Genomic DNA, 15,021 nt, shown 5'->3' with positions numbered 1-15,021 from the left:
GAACATCATGCTCAAAGGTTTAGCCATTACCCCGCCCGTCGTCGGGCGCATTGCCATCGGACGTATTGTCGAGAAGGCCGGCAAGCGTCTGCCCGAGAAGGACGACCAGTTCACGTTGACGACGCAGGTTCAGCAGCGCGGTGAATGGATGCTCCACCCTCTCAATGAACAGCTACGCAAAGCCACGTCGGGCAAGCTGCGCGCGATTCCCGTCCGGGTGCTCTTTAACGATCCGGACCTGAACCTGCGGGCCGACTACAGCCTGTTCGATCGCGACACCGGTCGCCCCGTGTGTGTCGGCGACGGTCAGACATGCAAGCGTACGACTGATAAGGGCATCGAGGCACTGACGTGCGCCTCACCCGACGGCTGCGCGTTCGGTCGGCAAGGCGGCTGCAAACCGTATGCGCGGCTGAACGTGCTGATCGGTGACGAAGACGAGATGGGCTCGTTCGTTTTCAGGACGACGTCGTTCAATTCCATCCGCACGCTCGCCGCGCGCTTACATTACTTCGCTGCGGTGTCGGGCAATCTACTCGCGTGCCTGCCGCTGGAATTGAAGCTGCGCGGCAAATCGACGACGCAAAGCTACCGCTCGGCGATTTACTACGTCGACTTGTCGGTACGCGCGGGCAGCACGCTCGAAGAAGCGCTCACACAGGCGCGGGAACTGGACGCCCGACGCAAGGCGGCCGGGTTCGATCAAGCAGCGCTCGATGCCGCGGCCCGCCTAGGTTTCGCCAACGGGGCATTCGAGGACAGTGCTGAGGAGCAAGCAGCCGTGGCGGAGGAATTCTATCCGCCATCGGAACCGCAGAAGGACCCGCAGAAGTCGGATGGCAATCCGCCTCCCACTGAGAGCGGGGCCACCACACGTCCGACGCTACGCGAGAAGCTGGATCGTCAAGCGGTACTGCTCGGGGGAGCGGCGGCATGACAACGCAACGCGGGGCGTTTGCCCTAGCCGTCGCGGCCACGGGTACGGCCGTCACGCTATCCGTCCTGTCGGGCTGGCAGCGTGGCGGCTCGCTCCCGGAGCGGCTGGCGTGGGTTGCGATCGGCGTCGTGCTGGTCGTGACCGCGCACCTGTTACCGGCAATCGCACGCTCGGCCAATCTGCGCGTGCAATTCGTCGCCGCCGTGTTGTGGCTGGGCTGCATGGGAGTGGCTGTCTACGGCCATGCTGTCTTCTTTCTCTTGACGCAAGCCCATGCCGGCGAACGACGAGAAGCGGCGGTGCCACCACCGGACAAGTCGCCTGGCCGCAGTCTCACAGCCGTCATGGACGAGCGCGCCATCGTGACCGCACAGCTTACCGCCGCCGATGTTCGACGTTGCGTGCGGGACTGCCCAAGTCTGCGGGTGCGTCGTGCTTCACTCACCGCACGGCTCGATGCGCTCAACACCGAAGCCGGCGAAATCCGGCGTCGGGAGGCAGTCACCGATCGAGTGACGGCCCGGCGTGACGCGTTACTCGCCGATCCGGTCACGTCCCGACTCGCGGGGCTACTCGGCACGACTGCTCCGCGCATCGATTTGCTATCGGGACTGATGTTCGCCTCAGTCCTGGAAGGCGTGGCGTGTCTGCTGTGGATGCTCACGCTGGATGCGTCGCCGTTACCGGTGCCCGCGCCCGTCGTGAGTGGGTCGACGCCAAGCGCAGTCGTGCCGGTCGCCGCCGAGACTGCCGTGACCGAACCCGTAGTAACGAGCGCGGCGGCAAGTCACGTCGACGAGACCGCGAATCGCGAAAGGGGATTGCCCAGTCACGACAGCACGACTCACAGCCGCGCCCCGCGTGACGATCCGCTTACACCGTTACCGGACGTCGGCTCTCCTGGTGACGACGTGGCCCGGCTGCTCCGGGACATCGCTGCGGGTCGTCTGCGTCCAACCGTCGCCGAGATTCGTCGTCACCTTGGATGCTCTCAGGCGAAGGCAGCCACGCTGCGCCGCCAACTCGCCGCACGTCACACAGCGGCATAAACGCCGGGCCTTGCGCCCGGCGTTTTCTTTCCAACCTTTTGTCACGCCCAACGTCATGGATACGACCACCGACCTCGTCAAGAGTGTCAGCATTACCAATCTCGCCAACCAGCGTGCCGCCGTCGTCGAACGCGTGCATGCCGCGCTCGATCTACTCAACGAAGCCGAGCAGATCGCAAGGGCGGCCCATCTGGGCTTCCCGCGACTCGTGCTCGACGACGCTTATGCCTGTCGCGGCAGGCCAAGCGTTACCGGAGAATACGCCAAACGTGACGAGGCAGAAGGCGCCATCGTGCGTGTAATCGACGTGCGCGGCTGGAGCTATCTGCTCTCCGAATCGGGTTTGCGCACCTTCATGGACGCCCAAGCCCGGGAGCAGTGGGACCGGCAGCTCTCCGAAGGTGATGTGCCCAAACTCACGGCGGCGAACATCGAAGCGACATTCGCACAACTCTACGACTCGCGCGGGGATATGTTCGAGCGTGGCGTGATCCAGTGTTTTCGGCGACTGTCGTGGGATTACAAGACCAATCGGCCCTTCAAATTCGGCAAACGGATCATCGTCAAGCGCCTGCTGTCGGACGGCTGCACGAATCACCGCGTCACTAACGAACTGGACGATCTCATCCGCGCGTTTTGCCTGCTCGACGGTAAGCCCGAGCCCGATCATCGACACGCTGCCTACGCTTCAGTCTCAAACGCACAACAAGCACGGCAGACCGAAGCCGAGCATGCCTACTTCCATCTGCGGTGGTTCAAGAACGGCAATGGGCACCTGACGTTCAAGCGGTCCGATCTGGTCGAACAGATGAATTTAATCCTCGCCAAGCACTACCCGAACGCGCTCGCCGCCGAAACACGGTAGCTCACTCCCTTCCTACGGTGTCCGAGGACGCGCGTCGCGTCTTAGTCCCTTTCCCATCGTTTCAACGCTCTCGCATCCGGCATGACCGGAGGCCAGCGCTCGACCGTTTTCAGGAGAAATTTATCTTGAACCTTCCTTCGACTCATCACGCCGGTCCGCGCTTCAAGCCCGGCCGTATCCTTGCCACACTCGGGGCGCTCGAAGTCATCGCCGGCGCACAGGTCTCGATCATCGACTTGCTAATCCGCCACCTGCGCGGCGACTGGGGCGACCTGTCCGATTCTGACCGACAACAAAACGAGCTGGCAGTGACTGCCGGCCAGCGCATTCTGTCGAACTACGTGCTGCCCGGCGGCCACACTGTGTGGATCATTACCGAGGCTGATCGCTACGCCACGACGTTCCTATTGCCGGGCGAGTACTGACATGCTGATCCAGAAATTTCATCCGGCACTGCGGCCCGGCCAGCGGTTGGTTCTCGCCGCTTCCGGTAAGCAGCTCTTCAGCCGCCAGGGTGATTGGGACGGCGGCAGCGCGCTACATTGCGTCGCCATGGCGCTCGCGCTGCTGGGCAAGCTCGCCGACCCTGTCGCACTTTCACAAAGTGCTGCGTGCGCGGAAGCGACGTTTTGGGATCGCGCATGGCCGCACTACCTGCACGGTCTCGCGCATTCGGAGCTGGAAAGCTTCGTCTGGGAACTGAACATGGGCGTGCGGCCGGTCGCCTTACATGATGGCCGGGGCTCGATACTTAACTTTTGTGAACTTGAGCTAAAGCGGGGACGGCCCGTCATTGTTGGCTGGCGTCGCCACCTCGTTCGCGATGCACACGCGGCACTCGTCATCGGCATCGAGGGGCGGCAATACAAGCGAACCTTTGAACCCCATGGTCTGCTGCTGCTCGATCCGGCCGCTGCTGAACCCAAACTCGCGGCGTGCAATGCCCGATTGGTCTTCGGCCGCCAGCACCCGTCGTATGTGACTGAGACGCACGCCTATGCGGTGACAGTCGATACCGCGATCGCCATCCGGCCGATCGCGAGATCGCCGCCCACCGTCATCTCAAGCGGCTGCGCTTAATCTCGGGTGGCGTCGCGGCATTCGCCCGGCGTTCCCCCGTCGGTTTGAGCGAAACGCCATCCAACGGCGCGAACAGCTCGGCGAGTGTGATGTTCAGCGAATAGCAGATATTCGCGAGCGTCTCGACGGATGGATTGGCAATCCCGCGCTCGATGGTCGAAATGTAGGTACGGTCGACGTGCGCCTCGAAAGCGAGCGTCTCCTGCGATTTCTCGGCTTCGTGCCGACATTGCTTGATCCTCTTCCCTAGAGCAATCGAGATCGGAGCCGGTCGGGCAGGTGCTGGTGTGGATCGCTTGGCAGTCATGCCGAGGAGGATGCCCACCCGTCGACTAATTCTCGACGCTATACACTCTACAATTGACGTAGTGTTTACTCTTCATTTTTGCCGACACACGCCGATATAGCGGCCTGAGGGCGTACCAGTCAGGCCGGCTGGCGCTCCTGATTGTTGAGTAAACACGACAATTTAATTTGAAAGGAAACCGCAAGAATGAACAACAAACGTCCTAACCGGGGAATTCGAATCGCGCTCGGCGCGTCCCTCAGCTCCCTTACCCTACTGGCCGCATGCGGCGGTGGAGGCGGCTCGTCTTCCGCAAGTTCACAACCTACTCAGCAAATCGCGACCTCCATCGGTGGCACCGTCGCGATCGGGACTGCGCTTGCTGGCGCGACCGTGACCGTCATCGATGCCAATGGCAAGACCGCCACCGGCACATCGAACACGGACGGTAGCTATACCGTCTCGGTGCAAGGGCTGACGGCTCCGCTGGTGCTGGAAGCGCAAGACGCTTCCGGGGCGTCCAGCCTGCTCTATTCCGTGGTGCCAACGCTCACCTCGAGCGGCACGTCGTTGACCGCCAACGTTACGCCGCTCACCACGGCCGTCGCGGCACTCATGACCGCCTCGGGCAATCCGGCGGATCTCCTGGCGAGTCCTTCAACGGTCACGACCACCAACGTCTCGCATGCGGTGGGCGTGCTCGACCAAGCGCTAGGGCCGATCCTGAGCGCGAACAACGTGGCAAGTACGCTCGATCCGATCGCCACGACCTTCACGGCGAACCAGACTGGCCTTGATGCCGTTATCGATTCCGTTTCCGTGACAGCATCGACCAAGGGAACGGGTCTTCAGATCACGAGCCTCGCCGATCCAAATTCCGCCATCCAGCTCAATAGCTCGACGTCAGTGTCGACTACCCTAGCTGCACCCTCGCAACCGGCCAACTATCTCGCGAGCTTCCAATCCTCGATGAGCCAGTGCATGACCGACGTGCAAGGCGGCGCGAGCAGCACGTCGGATGCGGCCTGTACGACAGCAATCGACGCGAACTACCTGAGCGTTGGCAAGACCAGCTTTCAGGTGCGTCACAACCTGTTCGCCGCTGGCGCGAAGCTCACTGGCATCAAGACGATTGCAATGTTGCCCGCCGGCACGATTCCGAACACTACTGGTCCGGTTGCCCTCGTGTACTTTCTGTACACGGACGGCACCGGCACCCCGCAGTTCGCGTCGGACTACGTGCAGCAGGAAGCGACCGGCTGGAAAGTGATCGGTGACCAGGACCCACATAACAACTACGTTGCTTCGTTCGTCGGTCGCATTCAGTACACGGACAGCAACGCCAGCAACAATCGCTACGAGACGGGTTTGCGCATTCAGATTCCGTCCCAGGTTGTCATCAACGGGCAGTCTGTATCGGTCGGTTCAGCGCTGGTCAAGGGACCTGGCCTCCCGTCATCCGGCGTCTGGATGCAGGCTGCGGCACCCGGATCACCGTACCTGACCTTCCCGAAGACCGCGCTCACTGCGCCGATTCCGTATGTTCCGAATGGCTCGCCAGTCGTGGAATCAAACGGCTGGTCGACGCAATACAAGTGGGCATGGACGGGGTTGAACGGAAGTGCCGTGACGGTTCCGCAAACGTCCGATTACGCGACGACGCAGGAAGACACGAGCACAATCCAGCAGTACGGTGCGTACTCGATCACGCTGTATGACCAGAATGCGTCCCTGCTTGGTACCGACACGGTCATCAACGTTGCATCGATCCAATCGTCGCAAGCAGCACAACAGGTGGCATGGGCAACGCTGGGAAGCGACGCCATCACCAACTATCTGACGCCGCAAGGCTGGGCAGCCCTTGTTCCGGTATCCAGTCTGTCGCTCGACTGGGCGACCTCGGGTATCAATCCGATGCAACCCACGATGGCCTGGTTGGGCATGAGCGAAACGGTTCAAGGTAGCGTGACGCCCACAACCAGCCTCAGGGTAAGTCAGAACGGCTCGACCTCGACAGCAACTTTCCCGCTGCAATCCGCGCATTCGGGCGTGCTTGAAGCAGGTGTCGTTCAGTCGCTCACGTTGGCAAGTCAGGTGGATGGTGACTACTACCTGAATACCTACCAGTACGGCCAGTAAGCTTTCCTACCCAATCCGGCAGGCGTTCTTTCGGGAACGCCTGCTTTTTTCTTTTCAGGCTCAACCCATGAAACGAATTCACTCAGCAATTTTCTCGGCACTTGTTCTGCCGGGTGTAGCGGCTCTTCTTGCCGGATGCGGCAGCAAGGTACTCGACTTCCGCAACGCCGAAATCAGTAATGGAAAGGTATACGCCAACGGTGCAAACACGCCGTTTTCCGGCAAGGTCACGAACGTACCAGGTGGAACCGTCTTCGGCCCCCAGCCCGGATATGCAAAACTGATCTCGACCTTGAGCAACGTCAGCCCCGATCTCTCGATCGCCGATGTGGGCCTCACCGCTCTGTGCGATGCCGAATCCAGCGATGGCGTGCTCGACGGCAAGGTTCTCTGCAAGGAACGAAACAGCGACGCCGTCACTATCGAGTCGCAGTTCTCCTCCGGCCGCCTCGATGGTTCCTTTACCGTTCACGATCAGACAGGTGCCCATACGCTCGCGCAACTTTCGTTCAAGGACGGGCAACTGGACGGCAAGATGCAAATCTATAGCGCGAAGAGCGGCAAGCTAATCCATGTCGCTACCTGGGAAGCGGGAGTGCTGAACGGAGAGGAAAGTGGCTACGATCCGGATACCGGCAACCTGATTCTGCACGCCACACTCGTGAACGGAACCTACGATGGCGAAGTCACGCGATTCGCAGCAGACGGAAAAACGCTGCTCTACAAGGGAACGTACGTCCACGGGAAAGAGGACGGCGAGGTCACCCAGTTCGACCCGAAGACCGGTATCCGTGAAGTCGATCACTTTGCCGATGGCAAGCTGAATGGATCAGCCCAGGCGTGGGACGCCAGCGGCAAATCGCTCGGCGAAAAGAACTACGTTAATGGTGTTGATGTCGCGGAACAGCAGAATGCCGATGAAAAAGCGGAGCTTGCCAATGAAATCAATCTCGCCCTGAATGACCCGGACCCGAAGGTTGCTGCATGCGTAAGGGCGATTGTCGATCACAGCGGCATGGCGATGAACGACAGCCAGCAGAGTGACTATGACAGGAAACTCCTGGCTAGACACGTGGAATGCAAAGCTAACCCAGATGCACTCCCAGCAGCGTCCGATCAGTCACTGAAGATCATGCCGCCGACATCGGATAGCAATAACGCAAGTCACTCGTGACGAGTTGAGGCGTAGTTGCGGGTGAAAACGGGTCTCCTTCGTGAGACCTGTTTTTTTCTTCATTACAGCAAGCAGCGGAAAGCAAGAAAGAGAAAGCTTCAATTGGGACAGTCGCGTAAAGCAAGCGAGAGGACAGGGCGCGCGCCCTCTCAACCGGAAGGCATATGCGCCGTAGAGCAAAGCACCTGAAATGTGAAAGGTTGGACTAGATCAAACAGGCAGCGTCAGATCGGCTGAATCAGTTCGGCCATGAGCAGTCACTGGCATTCGATACAGGAATCGTCGACAATTCAACGAGGCAGCGCTAATAAAAGTTCTTTCGACTAGCGGGGGGAGAGCTAATGGAAGATGGGTTGATCGCAATCGACGTCATGTGGAATCACAATTTTGACGCGGAGCCTGTCCGTCTCGTGTCCGTCCTCAACCAGAATCGCTATGAGATTTGTAAGCTTGAATTCTTTCGCGACGGACGAGTTGGATTTGCAGACGAAAAGAGATCGACGTTGGGGACGGAACTCGGATTGCTGCCGGTGCCCGCATTGCCCGAGATAAACGCCGACCCGCAGTTCGAAGCACGGGAAACAACGATGAAGGCATTCGAAGCGTTGTGGTCTCGCCATGTGACGCGACTGATGATCCCGGCCGAGTTCAGCCATCTTGAGACGTTCGACGCCGCCCTGCGAATCATCGATAATCCCGGAATTCGAGGCTAAGGCGAGCGCGATGAGAATAATGGCTGATCGTCAGCACTTACTTGACGGACGGACGCTCACATTACTACTGCTGGCCTCCTTCTGGTTTTCCACTAATGCATTGGCCATTGGCGGCCGCGGTGGAGAGGGGGCGCATTTCGGGGGCGAGGACGCTGGTTTTGGCCGCTATGGTCGTCGCGGCGAGACGGATGCACTTCATGACGGCGCAGGCAATCGCTTGTCGGGCGTCGTCACTGCACAGGAAGAAGGAGGCAGGATCACTGGCCACGACTATGATCGGAATGGGATCGATCTCAGCGAGCAGAAGATTCATCCCAACGAGTACCCGGTCGTTTCCGGCGGGCATCTTACAGGCTGGCAATCCTTGAGCGACAGACAGGCAATCCGGGCGGCTTGGCGTGACGCTCATCGCGTCCGCACGCTTTTCATTCTCGTCGGCCTTGCCGTGCTCGGCGTTGCTGTGTCTGTATTCGCATTCAGCTAACCCGTGCGTGACCTCGGTGGAGAGACGCCTGTCGGCCACGAATAGCCCCTGGACCAGACGCTCTGGATCGTCGACGATTTCAGTGGCGCGACGTATCCTTGCGAAGGATGTCGACATCCTTGACCTACCGCGGAGACAATCAACCCATGCGAGCACAGCTCAGAGTCGCCAGACCTGTCAGCGATATTTTCCGGTCTGAACGCATGTATTGTGAGGCGCTCGAATTGGTCGTGCTGGCGCGATTCCAGAATCATCAAGGATTCGATGGCGTGATGCTTGGGTGTCCCGGCATGAATTATCACTTCGAGTTCACCCAATGTCGTGAACATCCGGTGGTTCCTTCTCCGACGCATGAGGATTTGCTGGTGTTTTACGCCCCTGCCCGAGACGAGTGGGAGTCCGCGTGCATCCGCCTTGTCGAGAATGGGTTCGCTCGTGTCACGTCATTCAATCCCTATTGGGACGCTTCGGGCCAGACGTTCACGGACCTCGATGGATATCGAGTCGTCATTCAAAACGCGGCGTGGCCTTCGTAAATACAGGGACGCCGGTCGGCCACAAATCGTCATTCGACACCTCGACTAGAATCATCGGCAATCGACTGATCTGACCATCCATTTTGCACCAATGTCGATCGACGTTCCGGGAACCGAAGGTTATGCCAAGCATGCCGAGGTTTTGGCTAACGATTGGAGCAAGATTTCATTCGGAGACCACCACCTACCAGTTCTGGACCTGATCCCGGACGCACCTTCACGCATCCTCGATGTGGGGGCAGGCATGGGCCGCGACGCCGCCGCATTGGCATCGATGGGGCACGCGGTGTTGGCGGTTGAGCCCGTCGACGAACTGCGGGCTGCTGCGATCAACTTCTATCCCGCTTCCAGCGTTGTCTGGCTCGACGATAGCCTGCCGGATCTCCGCCTCGTCCGTGAGAGGGCGAACACGTTCGACGTTGTTATGGTTACCGCAGTGTGGATGCACCTCGACGAAGTCCAACGTCGCCGAGGCATGGGCACCGTCTCTGACCTGTTAGTCGATGGTGGCGTCGTCATTTTGTCGTTGCGGCATGGGCCGTTTCCGGAGGCGCGGCGCATGTTCGACGTCTCAGCGGCGGACACGGTCCGACTTGCCGAAGCCCATCGTCTCCAGCTTCTGCTCAACGTTCGCAGCGGCTCGGCGCAGCAAGCAAACAGGAACAAGGGAGTTACGTGGACGCGCCTCGCTTTCAGGAAGTGAGGGCCGGTATGGCAGTGTCCTCTCGGCCAGGAACGGTCACTGGCACTCAGTGCCACAATCGTCGACAATCCGAAGATGGAGCATCTATCGGAACCGGTTAGATGCACAATAGAATTCGGAATAGCGCGATGACGAAAGTGTTCGTAGACACGACCAAAATTACGGACTGGCCTTCATTCCATCGGGTCTTCTCGCAGATCTTTGGTTTTCCCGCGTTTTATGGCAACAACATGGACGCGTTGATTGACTGTCTGAGTTACCTCGATGAGCCCGAGGCTGCGATGACGAGCTTGCATGTCAGGCCGGGAGAAACGTTGGCGATACAGCTTGGCGCTGTCAACAGTTTCAGGAGACACTGTCCAGACCTATTCGAGGCTTTGCAAGACGCGTGCGCTGTCGTCAACTGGCGTCGTACGCGCGAGGATGGAGCCGCTTTGGTCGCACTGTCGTACTACGACTGAATTGAAGGAAGGCACCAGGCGCGATGCGGCCAGGAGTGGCCGCTTGAAGCTGCCTTGCCGCGAAGCCGGTGCATCCAGTCTGCGCCAGGAAACCGCCCCCACTGTCCTGCCGGTCTACAGCGGGCGCCGGCTAGACATAATTATCCTGCGGCCGACGAACACCGCTCGCGTATACTAATGGTGGGCACTCAATTTCAACGTTAGCCATCCACAAACTATCGGACGATTACCGCTCACCCATGGCTGCAAATAAAACCGGACTGCTGATCCACTTCGACGAAGACAGACGGCGTGATCTCATTCAAGAAAAGGTCGAAGGTAGTTACGAGCCATTTTCGGACGCATTAAGCGTCCCCGACTGGGGGATAGGGCAACTCAGCATTGCCCTCCTATGCTTTTCAGACACAACAATCGACTACATCGCGTTGGCGAAGAAGGGAAAGCGCGTAGTTACGTCAAAGTCCCGAGTCGAGTTCTCCAGCACAGTGGCTCTTAATAGCATCCCTATTCGAGTCCTCGAATCCAAGCTTTCTGAGCGCCTGCAACGCTACTTCATCAAGGCATCACAAGGCTCAGGTGGCGTCATTTCCGAAGCCACGTGGTCAGCGCTAGTCGAAGCAATCAAATCTGAGCGCCCGAGCCTCGCTGGTGATATCGATCGGCTTCTTTCACTTCGTCGCTACTCTGGATTTCGCCTACACGGCGAATCAGCCGAGATACTCATCCAAGAGCGAGAGGCTGTCGGTATCTCGCTCGACATTTTCTCTGGAAGCAACCAACTCCGCGAGCGCGTGTTGAGCGAATGGGCGCCCTATGAAGGTTCAGTGGAACAGATCAACGAGATCGAAGCCACGGCGAAACTGACGAATCTAGAGTCGGGGCAATCAGCATTCCTAACGGGCATACCGCAGCGGTATCTACAGGAAGAGTCGGCGATTCAACACGACCTCTTTAACTGGCCCGGAATGACTCCCATGCATCAGGCCGGTGTATCTACATTCGAGCAAGGTGGGCGGAGGCTGCAAGTCAACTACGCGAATCGGAACGATCTTGAGCACACGCTTGGGGTCGATCTGATTTACTACAACGAGTCGTACGAACTGTTCGTTCTGGTTCAGTACAAACTGATGCGTGAGGAAGGCGATCGGGCCTTGTATCGGCCCGATGCACAGCTTGCTGAGGAGTTGGCAAGGATGGACGGCTTCTATAACTCGACCCGATCTGCGGCCGCAATCCAATCACACAACGAGTACCGCTTGAGTGACGATGGATTCATGGTGAAGTTGGTGCCAAATAAGGGGCTTAGACCCGCATCTGGAGAGCTGATAAAGGGCATGTATGTACCGCGTGAGTACATGCATTTTCTCTTGGGCCCCAATGGTCCAAAGGGCCCGCAGGGCGGTGCCCAGATCACCTTCGAAGGAGCACCCAGGTACCTTACGAACTCACAGTTCGCAGCCAGCGTTCATGCCGGCTGGATTGGCTCCCGAGGAGTCCAGTCGCAGACCGTTAGAAGCATGATCCAGAGCTTCTATGAAACGGGCAAAGCGCTCGTGGTCGCCTATGAGTCCGAGTGACTAGCCAAGACCACACTGCCTGCAAATGGCAAACCCTTCAATCGAAAGGATGTTGAGCGACCGCTTTCAGCCGTCGAATTTGGCAAGGCGAACGGCGGCACCCGCTGCACAGCGACGTTTCGGCTTTGCGAATCGAAGCACTGCAACGGGTCGGATTGCGCCGTCCTAGCGTCGCTGGGCATCGACGTACCATCGTCGGTCGCAGAGCGGCCAGAAACTGCCATATTGGCTGCCGTTTCGTGGGCAGCGGAGTGCCGACTTGGTGCTCTAAAACGGCCGTCCGCAGCCACAGGAACGACATGTGGACGATGGGCTTTGGCGGCCGCGTTCCGAAGCGAATATCTCCGGCCGACCGCGCTCGCTGACCGGTAAGCAACACGTGGAAATGAAAAGAGCCAAGTTGGCTGGCAGCAGATGAAGCCCGGATTAGCGGATGATTCCGGCGTACCGTATCCACGATCACCAAGGGCAGTCTTGTTGGCGTGCAGGTAACGCCATCCGTCATCCCCAGTAACGGCGGCTAAATTCGCGAAGACGGTGTAGCGTGTCGATTCCACCGATGTGGGCATACTCAAATGCATGCCCATGCACATCGGTTAGGTCGACGGTGATGCGGGCCATGTCGTCTACGCGGTCGATCAAGTATAGACGCTGACGGGCGGCCCCGCGTATTTCCCAGCGCGGTTCTGAAATATCGTGAGCAAATGCGTTCCTGATTTGGTAGACAAGCTCTGCGAAGTGTTCGTCCTCGGACGTCGGCACGTTTCCGTTGATGGCTCGCAACAGCTTACCGTTGGCTTGCTCATATTCTTCTCTACACCGGTTAAGCGTGATTGCGGCAGCGCCGAATGCAATCGAAAGTTGATTCCCACAGGCCAATCGCAAATCGTCATTTGAAGCGAAGATTCGGTCGGGAAGAACCCACACACTAGGCCCATCCTCGAATCTCAGAGGCTGGTCAATCTCGGTAATGTCTAGCTTTTTCTGTTCGACGTAATCGTATAACTTTGCCGCGAAGGCTAGTTGAGTAAATGCGGAGTCTAGATAATTCATGATTTTTAGTAAGCCCGATATGCGATTGACCAGTCATTGTCGCTCAAAAATAGCCCAGAACACATTTCCTGTCTGAGCATCTCGCATCCCGCATGCGTACATAGTGGCCTCGTTCAAGCAATGAATGACGTGATGATTGAGAAGATTTCGAAATCTCTGGGTGATTTGTATAAGTTCTGAATTGTCAGCTTGGTCCTTTTGCGGGGAGCTTGGCAGTTTTTTTATATTTCCCTTGTGCAACACGTCTCCGCACTTTCCGTATAGCTTGACGAGCTCACCTTTGGTAAGAAACCCTGAGGAAACAGGCTCAAGGCCGAAATGCCGCTCCCCGGGATCTGATGAGTCTGTCATCAGCACCTGCTGCATTGGGGATGGATAAAAAGCGGGATGCAATTTTTCCAGTTCGGCAATGATAAAGTCTGCTTTCCATGCAGATTTTAAGCGCCCTTCTTGCGTCGCAGGTATGTCGCCGTGTGCGACTAAGCAGCCTAAAGCGATAAGCTCGCAAATCATTCGGAATTGCAAAAAAATATACTCGCGGGCGAGCGCCGAAGGAAACTGAAGATTGCCCGATAGAGTCTCATCGATGGAGACTAACCTAACCTTAATTTCCTCCATCAGGTCGGCGTACAGCTTCATTGCTTGTTCCTGCTGTTTCGTAGCCATTGTCGCACCTGGTCAGGGGATAGGGCGCTACCCCGCTTTGGCGTCAAGACGATCGCTTGACCAACAGTACGCCACTACGGAGTAATCTTGCCTGTGTTGCGAGAGGCGCACCGGACGATGTACGGCAACATGCCTCGGATATTCATCGATCGTAGCGATTTGCGCAGAGTCTGGCAAAGTTACTGGCTTGCAGGCTGATACTGTGCAGCCAGCCTTTCATACTCTTCGCGGGATATCTCGTCCCCCTCGGGTGAGTTCGAAAGCAAAAAATAGTGGAGCGCATCGTCCTTCGAGTGTTGCAGCGCCGGGTAAAACTCCTGCCGGATGTAGAACGTCGGATGGGCCCACCTGTGTGCGTCGAGTTTGTTGTCTGCACGCACGTTATCGACCTGCATTGAGACCGTCCATCCAATGATCTTGGACCTATTGCCGCGGCCCTGTGTTCTCGGATACACATTCGGCTGTTCAGGCATGCGATAAAGCGTGCGCGCCGCTTCGTCGTGAAAATATCTGTAATTCAAGTGCGCCCCCTTGCGCGTGATTAGTGATTTACCATGCTATTGAAGATTTACCTGTAAAAGACATGCTCCGGAGTGGAAGCGTGAATCTAACCAGATACACCCCGTCCTCTGGCAGTGTGACCACCGGCCCCTCTTTAGCAAGAGAAATTTCCCGACTCGCTGGCTGATCAACAGGTGTGAGATACCCAATGCTGTGACCGTCAGGGGCAGAAAAATTGTAAGAGTCGCGATTATCCATAACGCATGAGACACCGGTGATGTCAGCCGTCCCTATAAGTGATGTTTGTCCAGACCAACTGACGGTGCCAAGAAAGCGGCATCGCCCGGCAGCAAAGACCAGATCTTGATTTGATGAGCGCAGAGCCGAAGCGTTGGATAGCGCAACAATATCGGAATTGTAATTCGTTTCGGCGCTTTTGGAGAGGCTGGGGCGAGCAAATGGAATCGCTACCGCGAAATCAGTGCTAGGATCGGTTGAATTGATGCCTTTCATCTTGGCTTTGTTAATTGCTTTTTCAATCGCGTTGTCGCCAGGAATGACAACCGATTCTGGGCGGCCAGATATCAACATGTCGCCCAGTTCTTTGCCGAAATCGGGAAACAACCAAAAACATATGGCAGCAAGGAAAGACGCGATGGCGACGGTGATGGCAATAAAAAAAGTGACGAAGCCAAATTTGTTCGGGTAGGTCCAGCGGCGAAATTGGTTCAGCTTTGGGAGCATGATTCAGTTCTTGTTATAGCGTGTGTTGGTATCGTGCAGATCATCAGGTATCT

18 protein-coding genes are annotated in these 15,021 nt (G+C 57.7%); 13 read left to right on the top strand and 5 right to left on the bottom strand.

Features of this window, described 5'->3' with window-relative positions; genetic code table 11:
- Positions 1-7: 7 nt before the first annotated feature.
- The 5 genes from ACTHN9_RS08875 to ACTHN9_RS08855 all read left to right on the top strand — a co-directional run bounded on the left by ACTHN9_RS08875 (position 8) and on the right by ACTHN9_RS08855 (position 3,931).
- On the top strand, positions 8-937 hold the full coding sequence (locus ACTHN9_RS08875; RefSeq protein ID WP_440536384.1) for a recombination directionality factor: 930 nt from the start codon (positions 8-10) through the stop codon (positions 935-937).
- Positions 934-1,986, top strand: coding sequence for a hypothetical protein (locus tag ACTHN9_RS08870; protein ID WP_440536383.1), 1,053 nt, complete (start codon positions 934-936; stop codon positions 1,984-1,986). Before ACTHN9_RS08875 ends, ACTHN9_RS08870 begins: the two co-directional genes overlap by 4 nt.
- Positions 1,987-2,041: 55 nt before the next feature.
- The gene (locus ACTHN9_RS08865; RefSeq protein ID WP_440536398.1) at positions 2,042-2,851 is read left to right on the top strand and encodes a DUF4942 domain-containing protein; all 810 of its coding nucleotides are present in this window, start codon (positions 2,042-2,044) and stop codon (positions 2,849-2,851) included.
- Positions 2,852-2,976: 125 nt separating this feature from the next.
- Positions 2,977-3,276 carry a hypothetical protein gene (locus ACTHN9_RS08860; RefSeq protein ID WP_440536382.1) on the top strand — a complete coding sequence of 100 codons (300 nt, stop codon included), beginning with the start codon at positions 2,977-2,979 and terminating at the stop codon, positions 3,274-3,276.
- A 1-nt stretch (position 3,277) separates the two neighbouring features.
- Positions 3,278-3,931 (top strand): hypothetical protein, encoded by a 654-nt coding sequence (locus ACTHN9_RS08855; RefSeq protein ID WP_440536381.1) that lies wholly within the window; start codon positions 3,278-3,280, stop codon positions 3,929-3,931.
- On the opposite strand, the gene ACTHN9_RS08850 is transcribed toward ACTHN9_RS08855, so the two are convergent.
- Positions 3,909-4,238, bottom strand: coding sequence for a helix-turn-helix domain-containing protein (locus ACTHN9_RS08850; RefSeq protein ID WP_440536380.1), 330 nt, complete (start codon positions 4,236-4,238; stop codon positions 3,909-3,911). The two genes, ACTHN9_RS08855 and ACTHN9_RS08850, sit on opposite strands and share 23 nt — an antisense overlap.
- 186 nt (positions 4,239-4,424) lie before the next feature.
- On the opposite strand from ACTHN9_RS08850, the gene ACTHN9_RS08845 reads away from it, so the two are divergent.
- From ACTHN9_RS08845 to ACTHN9_RS08810, 8 genes are all read left to right on the top strand, one after another.
- Positions 4,425-6,356 (top strand): cell surface protein, encoded by a 1,932-nt coding sequence (locus tag ACTHN9_RS08845; protein ID WP_440536379.1) that lies wholly within the window; start codon positions 4,425-4,427, stop codon positions 6,354-6,356.
- A gap of 67 nt (positions 6,357-6,423) precedes the next feature.
- Entirely contained in the window at positions 6,424-7,530 is a 1,107-nt protein-coding gene (locus tag ACTHN9_RS08840; protein ID WP_440536378.1) for a toxin-antitoxin system YwqK family antitoxin, read from the top strand.
- A gap of 341 nt (positions 7,531-7,871) precedes the next feature.
- Positions 7,872-8,243 (top strand): DUF6881 domain-containing protein, encoded by a 372-nt coding sequence (locus ACTHN9_RS08835; RefSeq protein ID WP_440536377.1) that lies wholly within the window; start codon positions 7,872-7,874, stop codon positions 8,241-8,243.
- 19 nt (positions 8,244-8,262) lie between these two features.
- Positions 8,263-8,727 (top strand): hypothetical protein, encoded by a 465-nt coding sequence (locus tag ACTHN9_RS08830; protein WP_440536376.1) that lies wholly within the window; start codon positions 8,263-8,265, stop codon positions 8,725-8,727.
- Between the two features lie 119 nt (positions 8,728-8,846).
- Entirely contained in the window at positions 8,847-9,263 is a 417-nt protein-coding gene (locus tag ACTHN9_RS08825) for a VOC family protein (RefSeq protein ID WP_440536375.1), read from the top strand.
- 91 nt (positions 9,264-9,354) lie between these two features.
- Positions 9,355-9,966 carry a class I SAM-dependent methyltransferase gene (locus ACTHN9_RS08820; RefSeq protein ID WP_440536374.1) on the top strand — a complete coding sequence of 204 codons (612 nt, stop codon included), beginning with the start codon at positions 9,355-9,357 and terminating at the stop codon, positions 9,964-9,966.
- A gap of 101 nt (positions 9,967-10,067) precedes the next feature.
- Positions 10,068-10,427, top strand: coding sequence for a barstar family protein (locus ACTHN9_RS08815; protein ID WP_440536373.1), 360 nt, complete (start codon positions 10,068-10,070; stop codon positions 10,425-10,427).
- Between the two features lie 239 nt (positions 10,428-10,666).
- A complete protein-coding gene (locus ACTHN9_RS08810; protein WP_440536372.1) occupies positions 10,667-12,004 on the top strand; it encodes a hypothetical protein in 1,338 nt (445 codons plus the stop codon).
- A gap of 501 nt (positions 12,005-12,505) precedes the next feature.
- On the opposite strand, the gene ACTHN9_RS08805 is transcribed toward ACTHN9_RS08810, so the two are convergent.
- The 4 genes from ACTHN9_RS08805 to ACTHN9_RS08790 all read right to left on the bottom strand — a co-directional run bounded on the left by ACTHN9_RS08805 (position 12,506) and on the right by ACTHN9_RS08790 (position 14,968).
- Complete coding sequence (locus ACTHN9_RS08805; RefSeq protein WP_440536371.1) at positions 12,506-13,057, bottom strand: hypothetical protein; 552 nt, start codon at positions 13,055-13,057, stop codon at positions 12,506-12,508.
- 33 nt (positions 13,058-13,090) lie between these two features.
- Positions 13,091-13,723 carry a hypothetical protein gene (locus tag ACTHN9_RS08800; protein ID WP_440536370.1) on the bottom strand — a complete coding sequence of 211 codons (633 nt, stop codon included), beginning with the start codon at positions 13,721-13,723 and terminating at the stop codon, positions 13,091-13,093.
- 179 nt (positions 13,724-13,902) lie between these two features.
- Entirely contained in the window at positions 13,903-14,244 is a 342-nt protein-coding gene (locus tag ACTHN9_RS08795) for a hypothetical protein (protein WP_440536369.1), read from the bottom strand.
- Between the two features lie 28 nt (positions 14,245-14,272).
- Positions 14,273-14,968, bottom strand: coding sequence for a hypothetical protein (locus tag ACTHN9_RS08790; protein ID WP_440536368.1), 696 nt, complete (start codon positions 14,966-14,968; stop codon positions 14,273-14,275).
- Between the last annotated feature and the right edge of the window lie 53 nt (positions 14,969-15,021).

The sequence above is a fragment of the Trinickia sp. genome (assembly GCF_051953405.1).
Lineage (GTDB): Bacteria > Pseudomonadota > Gammaproteobacteria > Burkholderiales > Burkholderiaceae > Trinickia.
This window is presented reverse-complemented; position numbering and strand designations above follow the sequence as displayed.

What these genes read in the sequence shown, in the direction of transcription:
- ACTHN9_RS08830 (WP_440536376.1), top strand. Translation starts at nt 8,263, where the DNA reads ATGGCTGATCGTCAGCACTTACTTGACGGACGGACGCTCACATTACTA.
- ACTHN9_RS08875 (WP_440536384.1), top strand. Translation starts at nt 8, where the DNA reads ATGCTCAAAGGTTTAGCCATTACCCCGCCCGTCGTCGGGCGCATTGCC.
- ACTHN9_RS08815 (WP_440536373.1), top strand. Translation starts at nt 10,068, where the DNA reads ATGCACAATAGAATTCGGAATAGCGCGATGACGAAAGTGTTCGTAGAC.
- ACTHN9_RS08850 (WP_440536380.1), bottom strand. Translation starts at nt 4,238, where the DNA reads ATGACTGCCAAGCGATCCACACCAGCACCTGCCCGACCGGCTCCGATC.
- ACTHN9_RS08840 (WP_440536378.1), top strand. Translation starts at nt 6,424, where the DNA reads ATGAAACGAATTCACTCAGCAATTTTCTCGGCACTTGTTCTGCCGGGT.
- ACTHN9_RS08845 (WP_440536379.1), top strand. Translation starts at nt 4,425, where the DNA reads ATGAACAACAAACGTCCTAACCGGGGAATTCGAATCGCGCTCGGCGCG.
- ACTHN9_RS08835 (WP_440536377.1), top strand. Translation starts at nt 7,872, where the DNA reads ATGGAAGATGGGTTGATCGCAATCGACGTCATGTGGAATCACAATTTT.
- ACTHN9_RS08870 (WP_440536383.1), top strand. Translation starts at nt 934, where the DNA reads ATGACAACGCAACGCGGGGCGTTTGCCCTAGCCGTCGCGGCCACGGGT.
- ACTHN9_RS08800 (WP_440536370.1), bottom strand. Translation starts at nt 13,723, where the DNA reads ATGGCTACGAAACAGCAGGAACAAGCAATGAAGCTGTACGCCGACCTG.
- ACTHN9_RS08805 (WP_440536371.1), bottom strand. Translation starts at nt 13,057, where the DNA reads ATGAATTATCTAGACTCCGCATTTACTCAACTAGCCTTCGCGGCAAAG.
- ACTHN9_RS08855 (WP_440536381.1), top strand. Translation starts at nt 3,278, where the DNA reads ATGCTGATCCAGAAATTTCATCCGGCACTGCGGCCCGGCCAGCGGTTG.
- ACTHN9_RS08865 (WP_440536398.1), top strand. Translation starts at nt 2,042, where the DNA reads ATGGATACGACCACCGACCTCGTCAAGAGTGTCAGCATTACCAATCTC.
- ACTHN9_RS08810 (WP_440536372.1), top strand. Translation starts at nt 10,667, where the DNA reads ATGGCTGCAAATAAAACCGGACTGCTGATCCACTTCGACGAAGACAGA.
- ACTHN9_RS08820 (WP_440536374.1), top strand. Translation starts at nt 9,355, where the DNA reads ATGTCGATCGACGTTCCGGGAACCGAAGGTTATGCCAAGCATGCCGAG.
- ACTHN9_RS08790 (WP_440536368.1), bottom strand. Translation starts at nt 14,968, where the DNA reads ATGCTCCCAAAGCTGAACCAATTTCGCCGCTGGACCTACCCGAACAAA.